Source organism: Micromonospora parastrephiae (genome assembly GCF_016802865.1).
Lineage (GTDB): Bacteria > Actinomycetota > Actinomycetes > Mycobacteriales > Micromonosporaceae > Micromonospora > Micromonospora parastrephiae.
Window position 1 is genome coordinate 20,905 of sequence record NZ_JAEVHM010000054.1, and the last position, 11,176, is coordinate 32,080.

Annotated in this window: 9 protein-coding genes; 6 read left to right on the forward strand and 3 right to left on the reverse strand. The window is 71.1% G+C overall.

Annotated elements, in window-relative coordinates:
- Positions 1-85: 85 nt before the first annotated feature.
- The gene (locus JNW91_RS13800) at positions 86-697 is read right to left on the reverse strand and encodes a PadR family transcriptional regulator (RefSeq protein WP_203175270.1); all 612 of its coding nucleotides are present in this window, start codon (positions 695-697) and stop codon (positions 86-88) included.
- A gap of 140 nt (positions 698-837) precedes the next feature.
- Here JNW91_RS13800 and JNW91_RS13805 point away from each other — a divergent pair, with 140 nt between their 5' ends.
- On the forward strand, positions 838-2,589 hold the full coding sequence (locus tag JNW91_RS13805; protein WP_203175256.1) for an acetyl/propionyl/methylcrotonyl-CoA carboxylase subunit alpha: 1,752 nt from the start codon (positions 838-840) through the stop codon (positions 2,587-2,589).
- A 52-nt stretch (positions 2,590-2,641) separates the two neighbouring features.
- Here JNW91_RS13805 and JNW91_RS13810 read toward each other — a convergent pair whose 3' ends face one another.
- Entirely contained in the window at positions 2,642-3,535 is an 894-nt protein-coding gene (locus JNW91_RS13810) for a LysR family transcriptional regulator ArgP (protein ID WP_203175258.1), read from the reverse strand.
- Between the two features lie 70 nt (positions 3,536-3,605).
- On the opposite strand from JNW91_RS13810, the gene JNW91_RS13815 reads away from it, so the two are divergent.
- Together JNW91_RS13815 and JNW91_RS13820 are read left to right on the forward strand one after the other, a co-directional pair.
- Positions 3,606-4,202 carry a LysE/ArgO family amino acid transporter gene (locus JNW91_RS13815; protein WP_203175260.1) on the forward strand — a complete coding sequence of 199 codons (597 nt, stop codon included), beginning with the start codon at positions 3,606-3,608 and terminating at the stop codon, positions 4,200-4,202.
- A 161-nt stretch (positions 4,203-4,363) separates the two neighbouring features.
- Positions 4,364-5,803: a GuaB1 family IMP dehydrogenase-related protein gene (locus JNW91_RS13820; protein WP_203175262.1), complete on the forward strand. Its 1,440-nt coding sequence runs from the start codon at positions 4,364-4,366 to the stop codon at positions 5,801-5,803.
- A gap of 108 nt (positions 5,804-5,911) precedes the next feature.
- On the opposite strand, the gene JNW91_RS13825 is transcribed toward JNW91_RS13820, so the two are convergent.
- On the reverse strand, positions 5,912-6,472 hold the full coding sequence (locus JNW91_RS13825; protein ID WP_203175264.1) for a TetR/AcrR family transcriptional regulator: 561 nt from the start codon (positions 6,470-6,472) through the stop codon (positions 5,912-5,914).
- 312 nt (positions 6,473-6,784) lie between these two features.
- Between JNW91_RS13825 and JNW91_RS13830 the strand changes: the two genes are divergently transcribed.
- From JNW91_RS13830 to JNW91_RS13840, 3 genes are read left to right on the forward strand one after another with little or no spacing between them, the layout of a single operon-like run.
- A complete protein-coding gene (locus tag JNW91_RS13830; protein ID WP_203175266.1) occupies positions 6,785-7,267 on the forward strand; it encodes a MarR family winged helix-turn-helix transcriptional regulator in 483 nt (160 codons plus the stop codon).
- Entirely contained in the window at positions 7,261-8,994 is a 1,734-nt protein-coding gene (locus JNW91_RS13835) for an ABC transporter ATP-binding protein (RefSeq protein WP_203175268.1), read from the forward strand. The genes JNW91_RS13830 and JNW91_RS13835 overlap by 7 nt, the downstream gene beginning before the upstream one ends.
- Positions 8,991-11,030, forward strand: a complete 2,040-nt coding sequence (locus tag JNW91_RS13840) for an ABC transporter ATP-binding protein (protein WP_238424939.1) — start codon at positions 8,991-8,993, stop codon at positions 11,028-11,030. Before JNW91_RS13835 ends, JNW91_RS13840 begins: the two co-directional genes overlap by 4 nt.
- Positions 11,031-11,176: the final 146 nt, after the last annotated feature.

An 11,176-nucleotide genomic window follows, 5' to 3' on the forward strand; every position in this document is an offset into this window, starting at 1 on the left:
GTCGAGTGGGACGACGCCGGACGGCGCACTCCCCCGCTGTGCCGACAGCAGGCTAACGCGATATAACTTTCTTAGTCAACGTTGATTATTCCGTGTCGGCACCGGGTGGCTCCGCACCGTCCCGCCACCCCGACCAACCCTGCGCTTCATCCAGTTCAGCAGGCAGGTACGACACACCTGAATCGATCCGCTCCGCGATCCGCTCGCACCAACCCATCTCCGCCTCCGCCCGCGCCGACCACAGTTCGAACATCCAGCCCACGTGCGTCGGCTTGCGGTTGCGCACCCAGTCCGAATCCAGCGACGCGCGCATTGACTCGATACCGGCCCGCAGCTGGTTGGCCCGGTTGCGCAGAGCGGCGGCCGCCTCGTCCCGCGGCATGGCCGGCAGGAAGGAGAAGGCCGCCACGAACGGGTCGGGAGGCTCGCTGATCGTCCACCAGGAGTTACGCAGCAGCGTCTCGAACTCGTCCGCCCCCTTGACTGTCACCTCGTACGTGGTGCGCGCCGGACGGGCGCCGACCTGCTCGGTCGCCACGGCGCGGAGCAGACCTTCCTCGGTGAGCTTGCGCAGGGCGTGGTAGATCGAGCCGGGCTGCACGTTCGCCCACTTGTCGGCGCTCCAGCTCAGCAGCTCACGGCGCACGTCGTAGCCGTGCACGGGCTGCATCCACCGCACCAGACCGAGGATCATCAAACGAGTCGAAGACACCCGACAAGCGTAATAGCCAAGTTTGACTAAGCTCAGTGCCACATCCCACACTGAGCGATCGTTAGGGCCACCACAGGTGGCCGATACACTCCCCGTCAGTAACCTGCCCGGGAGGAGCCACGAAGGTGCGCAAGGTACTCATCGCCAACCGCGGCGAGATCGCCGTCCGGGTGATCCGCGCCTGTCGTGACGCCGGCCTCGGCAGCGTCGCCGTGTACGCGGACTCCGACCGCGACGCTCTGCACGCCACGCTCGCGGACGAGGCGTACGCGCTCGGCGGGGACAGCGCGACCGAGACGTACCTGCGCATCGACAAGCTGCTCGACGTGGCCGCCCGGGCCGGCGCGGACGCCGTACACCCGGGTTATGGTTTTCTCAGTGAGAACGCCGACTTCGCCCAGGCGGTCATCGACGCCGGGCTGACCTGGATCGGCCCCACCCCGCAGGCGATCCGCGACCTGGGCGACAAGGTGACGGCCCGGCACATCGCCCAGCGCGCCGGCGCCCCGCTGGTTCCCGGCACCCCGGATCCGGTGGCGAGCCCGGACGAGGTGATGGCGTTCGCCGTCGACCACGGCCTGCCGGTGGCCATCAAGGCCGCCTTCGGTGGTGGCGGGCGCGGTCTCAAGGTGGCCCGGACGATGGAGGAGATCCCCCAGCTGTTCGAGTCGGCCACCCGGGAGGCGGTCGCGGCGTTCGGTCGGGGCGAGTGCTTCGTCGAGCGGTACCTGGACCAGCCCCGGCACGTCGAGGCGCAGGTCCTCGCCGACCAGCACGGCAACGTGATCGTGGTGGGTACGCGGGACTGCTCGTTGCAGCGGCGGCACCAGAAGCTCGTCGAGGAGGCGCCCGCGCCGTTCCTCACCGACGCCCAGCGGGCGCAGATCCACGACAGCGCCAAGGCGATCTGCCGGGAGGCCCGCTACCACGGCGCCGGCACGGTGGAGTACCTGGTCGGCGTCGACGGCACGATCTCCTTCCTGGAGGTCAACACCCGGCTCCAGGTCGAGCACCCGGTCACCGAGGAGACCTCCGGCATCGACCTGGTCCGCGAGCAGTTCCGGATCGCCGACGGCGAGAAGCTGCGGATCACCGAGGACCCGACGCCACGCGGGCACTCCATCGAGTTCCGGATCAACGGCGAGGACCCCGGCCGCAACTTCCTGCCCGCCCCGGGCACGGTGACCGCGCTGCGGCTGCCCACCGGCCCCGGCGTCCGGGTCGACACCGGCATCTCGGCCGGCGACGTGATCGGCGGCAACTTCGACTCGCTGCTCGCCAAGGTCATCATCACCGGTGAGACGCGGACCGAGGCCCTGGAGCGCGCCCGTCGCGCGCTGGACGAGATGGTGGTCGACGGCATGGCCACCGCGCTGCCGTTCCACCGACTTGTCGTGCGGGACGAGGCGTTCACCGCCGAGCCGTTCACCGTGCACACCCGGTGGATCGAGACCGAGTTCCACAACACCGTGCCGGCGTTCACCGCCGCCGCCGGCACCGCCGAGGCACCGGCCGAACGCGACACCGTCGTGGTCGAGGTGGGCGGCAAGCGCCTCGAGGTCAGCCTCCCCGCCGGCTTCGGCGGGAGTACGACCACCGCGGCGTCCGCCTCCCGCAAGCCGAGCCGGCGTGGCGGTGGCGCCAAGGCCGGTGCTCCGGTCGGCGGCGACGCGCTCACCTCGCCGATGCAGGGCACCATCGTCAAGATCGCGGTGGCCGACGGCGACACCGTGGCCGAGGGCGACCTGGTGGTGGTGCTGGAGGCGATGAAGATGGAGCAGCCGTTGCACGCGCACAAGGCGGGCACGGTCAGCGGGCTCACGGCCGAGGTCGGTGCCGTGATCACCGCGGGTGCCGCGATCTGCACCATCGCCTGAGCTGTCGAGAGAGTCCCTCCCCGACAACCGGGCGGTGCGACGCCGGCGGCGGTCAGCGGAGCGTCTCGGCGGCGACCGCGCGGACGGCGGCGGTCAGGGCGTTCAGCACGTCCGACTCCAGCCGCCAGTGCTGCCAGTACAGCGGAACGTCGAGATGTCGGCCCGGCGCGAGGTCGACACAGCGACCGGCGGCCAGGTCGGCCCCGGCGATCTGTTCCGGCACCAGGCCCCAGCCCAACCCGAGCCGGATCGCCTCGCTGAAGGCCGGCACCGACGGCACGTAGTGCACCGGCGGGTCGAGCGGCCGGCCCGTCACCGCCCGGATGAAGCGGTGTTGCACCCGGTCCTTCCGGTCGAAGACGATCAGCGGCGCACCCGCCAGCTCGGACGCGGTGAATCCCTCGCCGAAATGGGACGCCGCGAATTCCGGCGTGGCCAACGCGCGGTACCGCATGGCTCCGAGCCGCAGCACCCGGCAGCCCTGCACAGCCTCCCGCTGGGCGGTGACGGCCGCCGTCACCGAACCGTCCCGGAGCAACTCGGCGGTGTGGTCCTGATCGTCCTGCCGCAGGTCGAAGGAGAGCCCGGCCCGCTGCGGCAGCCGGGCCAACGCGGCGGGGAACCAGGTGGCCAGTGAGTCCGCGTTGGCCACCACGGCGACCCGGACACGGCCGCCGCCGGCCAGCGGGCCGCGGGCCTCGGACAGTGCCTCCCGTTCGAGCAGCGCGAGCTGGCCGGCCAGGCGCAGCAGTGGACGGCCGGCGTCGGTTGCCACGCACGGGCGGGCCCGGCGGACCAGCACCTGGCCGACGGCTTCCTCCAGCGCCTTGATCCGTTGGCTCACCGCCGACGGTGTGACGTGCAGCAGCTGGGCCGCCGCGTCGAAGCTGCCCTCCGCTACCACCGCCGCGAGCGTCCGTAGCTGCGCCGAGTCGAGACCTTCCATTAGCTAAGCTTAAGTTGCGTCATAATCTTTAGTTGGACTGGTTGCCGTCGACGGTCATAGCGTCGACTCCGTGCTCACCTCCGCCGTTGCCGGCTTCTCGATCTCCATCGCGCTCATCGTCGCCATCGGCGCCCAGAACGCCTTCGTTCTGCGCCAAGGCCTGCGACGCGAGCACGTCGTACCCGTGGTGCTGACCTGCGCCGCGTCGGACGCGCTGCTGATCATGGCGGGAGTGGCCGGGGTCGGTTCGCTGGTGACCGGCCGACCGGGCCTGCTGATGGCGATCCGCTGGGTCGGTGCGGCCTTTCTGCTCTGCTACGCGGGGCTCGCCGCCCGCCGCGCCCTGCGTCCCGGCGCCCTGTTGCCCACCGAGCGGCCGCCGGCCACGCTGGGGGCGACCCTGCTCGCCTGCGCCGCCTTCACCTACCTGAACCCGCACGTCTATTTGGACACCGTGCTGCTCCTCGGGGGAGTGGCCCAACAACACCCACACCGGTGGGTCTTCGGCGCCGGCGCCACCCTGGCCAGCGCGGTCTGGTTCACCGCGCTCGGCGTCGGCGCGCAACGCCTCGCACCGCTGCTCGCCCGCGCCGTCGCCTGGCGGGTGCTGGACGCGGTCATCGCCGTCGTGATGGCCGGGCTCGCCGTGGCCCTCCTGGTGGGCTGACCGATTCGTACCCGGCCGGGCTCGCCGTGGCACTTCCACCGGGCTGCCCGGCACATCCGGCGAGCGCCCGACGACGCCACCGGGACCAGGACCGACGACGATGCGAGTGTTTTCCGCGACCACCAGCGGTGGAATCGGCCGCGAGCGGGAATGATTGTCGGGTGCGGTTCCTTCACGGCGCGGCTCCCGCGCACGACCTGACCTATACCGACGTCTTCATGGCGCCGGCCCGTTCCGACCTTGGCTCCCGGCTCGACGTCGACCTGTCCACCGGCGACGGCACCGGCACCACCATCCCGCTGGTGGTGTCGAACATGACCGCGGTCGCCGGCCGGCGGATGGCCGAGACGGTGGCCCGGCGGGGCGCGATCGCCGTGATCCCGCAGGACATCCCGATCGAGGTGGTCGCGAACGTCGTCTCCTGGGTCAAGCAGCGCCACCTGGTCTACGACACGCCGATCACCCTGGGCCCGACCGAGACCGTCGGCGACGCCATCCACCTGCTGCCCAAGCGCTCGCACGGTGCGGTGATCGTGGTCGACGAGGCCGGCCGGCCGATGGGCGTGGTCACCGAGGCGGACACCATGGGCGTCGACCGGTTCGCCCAGTTGCGGCACGTGATGTCCACCGAGCTGCACACCGTCCCGGCGGACGCGGACCCGCGTACCGGCTTCGACCTGCTCTCCGCCGGCCGTCGCCGGCTCGCCCCGGTGGTGGACGCCGACGGTCGACTGGTCGGGGTGCTGACCCGGCAGGGCGCACTGCGGGCCACCCTCTACACGCCGGCCGTGGACGACCGGGGACGACTGCGCGTCGCGGCGGCGGTCGGGATCAACGGTGACGTCACCGGCAAGGCCGCCGCGCTGCTGGAGGCCGGGGTGGACACGCTGGTCGTGGACACCGCGCACGGCCACCAGGAGCGGATGATCTCGGCGTTGCGGGCGGTCCGCAAGCTGGACCCGGGCGTGCCGGTGGCGGCCGGCAACGTCGTCACCGCCGAGGGGGTACGCGACCTGGTCGAGGCCGGCGCCGACATCATCAAGGTCGGCGTCGGGCCGGGCGCGATGTGCACCACCCGGATGATGACCGGGGTGGGCCGCCCGCAGTTCTCCGCCGTGCTCGACTGCTCGACGGCCGCCCGCGAGCTGGGCCGGCACGTCTGGGCGGACGGCGGCGTACGGCACCCGCGCGACGTGGCGCTCGCGCTCGCCGCCGGCGCCTCGAACGTGATGATCGGCTCCTGGTTCGCCGGCACCTACGAGTCCCCCGGTGACCTGTACACGGAGCCGGACGGCCGGCGGTACAAGGAGAGCTTCGGGATGGCCTCGGCGCGGGCGGTCAGCGCCCGTACCGCCGACGACAGCCCGTACGACCGGGCCCGGAAGGCGGTGTTCGAGGAGGGCATCTCCTCGGCCCGGATGTACCTGGATCCGGCCCGACCCGGCGTCGAGGACCTGATCGACGAGATCATCGCCGGGGTACGCAGCGCCTTCACCTACGCCGGCGCACGGGACCTGACGCAGTTCCACGAGCGGGCGATCGTCGGTGTCCAGAGCGCCGCCGGCTTCACCGAAGGAATGCCCCTCCCCACAAGCTGGTGACCCCGCCCCCTCTAGCCGTGTCGATCATGAGTTGTGGTGCCCCACAAAAGGGGCAGCAATGGGTGAACCGCCCACCACAACTCCATGATCGACGCGGCAGTGGAGGGGTTAGCGGGTTAGGCGCCTTAGGACTTCTTGGGCTGCTTTGCGGGGGTTGCCGCCTACCCGGTTTGGCAGTGCGCCGGCCAGCCAGAGGGTCGCGAAGCCGTGCGCGATCGACCAGGCGGCGAGCGCGTCCCGGTCGGTGTCGACCGGCGCGCCACTGGTGGGTAGCGTCGCCACCCCCGAGCGGAGCGCGGCACCGGCCCGCTCCCGTGCGGTAACCAGTTCGGCGTCGCCGGCCCGGTAGAGCTCGGGCCGGAACATCACCTCGAAGTGCGCACGGTGCCGGACGGCGAAGTCGACGTACGCGACTCCGGCGGCCAGCAGGTCGTCGCCCGCCGAGGCCAGCGTCTGGGCGAGCAGGTCGAAGCCCTGTGTGGCGAGGGCGGTGAGCAGGCCCGCCTTGTCGCCGAAGTGGTGCGCGGGCGCGGCGTGCGAGACGCCGGCCCGACGGGCCAGGTCACGCAGGCTCAGCGCGGCCGGCCCAACCTCCTCGATCGCGTCGAGCGCGGCCGCGAGCAGGGCGCGACGGAGATCGCCGTGGTGGTAGGCGCGCGTCTCGGTCATGCCGAAATCCTATCTTGCCATTGACAAGATGCCGCCCGTCGGCGCAATCTTGTCACCGACAAGTTTCTCGAGGAGGATTCCGATGGCACTCCTGATCGCCCTGGTTGTCGGCACCGCGCTGGCCCGGCTCGCCGGCCTGACCGGCATCTCCGCACTCGACAGCTGGCACCCGGCGCTGCGGGTGCGGCCTGACCCTCGACGGACGTCCGGTCACCCCGCCCGGGCAGCGCACCGTCCTACAGGTCGCGTTCGTCACCACCGCGGCGACTATTTCGTTTGGCACCTGACTATCAGGGGGCTAATCTGCTCACCGTGGAACTCGTCACGCTCCAGGACGTGCCGCTCGGCCGACTGCTGGTGGTGGCCGGACACCTCGTCGGGCAGCGCTGGAATCGCTACCTCGCCGAGGAGCACGGCCTCACCCAGGCCGGCATGGTCACCCTGATGACGCTCGCCCGACACGGCGAGCTGCCCCACCGGGAGGTCGCCGAGAAGGGGTTCGTGCGTCCGGCGACCCTGACCGGCATCGTCGACACGCTCGCCCGCGACGGTCTCGTCGAGCGGCAACGCGACGACAGCGACCGACGCAGCATCCGACTCGCCATCACCCCCGCCGGGCGGGAGCGGGTGGCCGCGCTCGGCGCACTCATGCATTCCGGACGCCCCCTCACCTCGGTCGACGCCGACCCGGCCAAGGCCCAGGTCATCCGGGAGTTTTTGCTCGAGGTCATCGGCAGCGGGGACGACCCGCGGATGACCGGACGCCCTACCGAAACGAAGGACCCGGCGTGCTGATCCGACTGCTGCGCGGCCAACTGCGCACCTATCAGAGACCGTTGCTGGCGGTGGTGCTGCTCCAGTTCGTGGGCACCATGGCCTCGCTCTACCTACCCAGCCTCAACGCGGACATCATCGACCAGGGCGTCGCCCGGGGCGACACCGACTACATCGTGCGCACCGGCGGCTGGATGCTGCTGGTCAGCCTGATCCAGATCGTCTGTTCGATCGCCGCCGTCTACCTGGGCGCGCGGATCGCGATGGGCTTCGGCCGGGACGTACGCGCCCGGCTGTTCGGGCACGTCAACCGCTTCTCCGCCCGCGAGGTGGCCCGGTTCGGGGCGCCGTCGCTGATCACCCGCAACACCAACGACGTGCAGCAGGTGCAGATGCTCGTGCTGATGAGCTGCACGATGCTCGTCGCGGCACCGATCATGAGCGTCGGCGGCGTGTTCATGGCGCTGCGGGAGGACATTGGGCTCTCCTGGCTGATGCTGGTCAGCGTGCCCGTGCTGGCCATCACGCTCAGCGCGATCATCCGTCGGATGGTGCCGGGCTTCCGGCTGATGCAGACCCGGATCGACACGGTCAACCGGGTGCTGCGCGAGCAGATCACCGGCATCCGGGTGGTCCGCGCGTTCGTCCGCGAGCCGTACGAGACGGACCGCTTCGGCGTCGCCAACGCCGACCTGACCGCCACCGCGCTGCGGACCGGACGGTTGCTGGCGTTGATCTTCCCCGTGGTCATGCTGGTGCTGAACGTCTCCAGTGTGGCGGTGCTCTGGTTCGGCGCGCAGCGGGTGGACGCCGGCGCGATCCAGGTCGGCGCCCTTACCGCGTTCCTGCAGTACCTGATGCAGATCCTGATGGCCGTGATGATGGCCACCTTCATGCTGATGATGGTGCCCCGGGCCGCGGTCTGCGCCGAGCGCATCACCGAGGTGCTGGACACCGACTCCTCGGTGGTCCCCGCCCCCGCACCGGTCACCGAACTGCCCAGCCGGGCCGAGTTGGAGCTGCGCGGGGTGCGCTTCCAGTACCCGGGAGCGGTCGACCCGGTGCTGCGGGACATCTCCTTCCGGGCCACCCCCGGCACCACCACGGCGATCATCGGCAGCACCGGCGCGGGCAAGACGACCCTGCTGTCGCTCATCCCCCGTCTGGTCGACGTCACCGCCGGCGCCGTGCTGGTCGACGGGGTGGACGTACGGGAGCTGGCCCCCGACGAGCTGTGGCGACGCATCGGGCTGGTGCCGCAACGGCCGTACCTGTTCACCGGCACGGTCGCCAGCAACCTGCGCTACGGCAACCCGGACGCCACCGACGAGGAACTGTGGACGGCGTTGGAGATCGCCCAGGCCCGGGACTTCGTGGCCCAGATGCCCGGCGGGCTGGACGCTCCGATCGCCCAGGGCGGCAGCACCGTCTCCGGTGGACAGCGGCAACGTCTGGCCATCGCCCGGGCCCTGGTCCGGCAGCCCGAGATCTACCTGTTCGACGATTCGTTCTCCGCGCTGGACCTCGGCACCGACGCGCGGCTGCGGGCGGCACTGCGGCCGGTGACCGCGCAGTCCGCGGTGGTGATCGTGGCCCAGCGGGTCTCCACGATCGTGGACGCCGACCAGATCATCGTTCTCGAGGACGGAGGGGTCGTCGGAGTGGGACGACACGCGGAGCTTTTGGAGACCTGCCCGACGTACGCCGAGATCGTGGCCTCCCAGCAGACGACGGAGGTGCCGGCATGACCGAGCGCGAGGCGCCGCGGACCGCGGCCGTACCCGAGCAGAAGCCGGCCGCGGACGGGCCGACGCCGAAGCGGCTGCCGCCCGGCCGTCAGGGCGGCGGCCCGCCGTGGATGGGCGCCGGGATGCCCGCCGAACGGTCGATGAACTTCGGGCCGTCCGCCAAGCGGCTGCTCGGTCGGCTCCGGCCGCACCGGCTGCACCTGGCCGCGATCATCACGTTGGCGCTGGTGAGCGTCGGGTTCAGCGTGGCTGGGCCGAAGATCCTCGGCCACGCCACCGACCTGATCTTCAGCGGGGTGATCGGTCGGCAACTGCCGGCGGGCACCACCGCCGAGCAGGCCGTCGCCGCGGCGCGGGCCAGCGGCAACGACAGCTTCGCCGACATGCTGGCCCGGATGGACGTGGTGCCCGGGGTGGGCATCGACTTCGACGCCCTGAGCCGGGTGCTGCTGTTGGCGCTCGGGCTCTACCTGGCGGCGAGCCTGCTGATGTGGTGGCAGGGCTGGCTGCTCAACGGGGTCGTCCAGCGCACCGTGCTGCGGCTGCGCGCCGAGGTGGAGGAGAAGCTCAACCGGCTGCCGCTGCCCTACTTCGACCGGCAGCCCCGAGGCGAGCTGCTCAGCCGGGTCACCAACGACATCGACAACATCTCCACCAGCCTCCAGCAGACCCTCAGCCAACTGCTCACCTCCCTGCTGACCGTGGTCGGCGTGCTGGCCGTGATGTTCTGGATCTCGCCGCTGCTGGCCCTGGTGGCCCTCGTCGCGGTGCCGCTGTCGGTGCTGGTCACCCAGCGCATCGCCAAGCGTTCGCAGAAGCAGTTCATCGCGCAGTGGACGCACACCGGCGAGTTGAACGGTCAGATCGAGGAGGCGTACACGGGCCACGAGCTGGTGAAGGTCTTCGGCCGGCAGCGCGAGGTGGAGGCCGCGTTCCACGCGAAGAACGAGGAGCTGTTCCGGGCCAGCTTCGGCGCCCAGTTCATCTCCGGGATCATCATGCCGTCGATGATGTTCATCGGAAACCTGAGCTACGTGGCGATCGCCGTGGTCGGTGGGCTGCGGGTCGCCTCCGGCACGATGAGCCTCGGCGACGTGCAGGCGTTCATCCAGTACTCCCGCCAGTTCACCCAGCCGCTCACCCAGCTCGCCTCGATGGCCAACCTGCTCCAGTCCGGGGTGGCGTCGGCCGAGCGGGTCTTCGCGGTGCTCGACGCCGACGAGCAGACGCCCGACCCGGCCGAGCCGGCCCGCGTCGCCGACCCGCACGGCCGGGTCGAGTTCGAACACGTCTCGTTCCGCTACGAGCCGGACAAGCCGCTGATCGACGACCTGTCGCTGGTCGCCGAACCCGGGCACACGGTGGCGATCGTCGGCCCGACCGGCGCCGGCAAGACCACCCTGGTCAACCTGGTCATGCGCTTCTACGAGCTGGACGCCGGCCGGATCACCCTCGACGGGGTGGACATCACCACGATGCGCCGCGACGACCTGCGCGGACGGATCGGCATGGTGCTCCAGGACACCTGGCTCTTCGGCGGCACCATCCGCGACAACATCGCCTACGGCCGACCCGACGCCACCGAGGAGGAGATCATCGCCGCGGCTCGGGCCACCTTCGTGGACCGGTTCGTCCGCAGCCTGCCCGACGGCTACGACACGGTCATCGACGAGGAGGGCAGCAACGTCAGCGCCGGCGAGAAGCAGCTGATCACCATCGCCCGCGCGTTCCTGGCCGAACCGTCGCTGCTGATCCTCGACGAGGCCACCAGCTCGGTGGACACCCGCACCGAGGTGCTGCTGCAGCGGGCGATGGCGGCGCTGCGCTCGGACCGGACCAGCTTCGTCATCGCGCACCGGCTCTCCACCATCCGCGACGCCGACCTGATCCTGATGATGGAGGACGGCCGGATCGTCGAACAGGGCACCCACGAGCAGTTGCTCGCCGCCCAGGGCGCGTACCACCGGCTCTACCGTTCCCAGTTCAGCGGCGCGGTGGTCGACGAGGAGCCGGCCGCCCAACCCGCGACGGTCTAGGGCGGACCGCCGTGCGCGCCACAGGTTCGACGGCGGTCCACCCCGGGCCGGCGGGCGGGTCAGTCCGACGGCAGCAGGTCGGCCGCGCGGGCGGCGACCTGCCCGCCGATCAGGGCGAGCGCGGCGGCGGCGGGCATCGGGTCCAG

Bases quoted from the DNA above. Each gene is read 5' to 3' on its own strand.
- JNW91_RS13840 (WP_238424939.1), top strand. From the start codon at position 8,991: ATGACCGAGCGCGAGGCGCCGCGGACCGCGGCCGTACCCGAGCAGAAG.
- JNW91_RS13825 (WP_203175264.1), bottom strand. From the start codon at position 6,472: ATGACCGAGACGCGCGCCTACCACCACGGCGATCTCCGTCGCGCCCTG.
- JNW91_RS13810 (WP_203175258.1), bottom strand. From the start codon at position 3,535: ATGGAAGGTCTCGACTCGGCGCAGCTACGGACGCTCGCGGCGGTGGTA.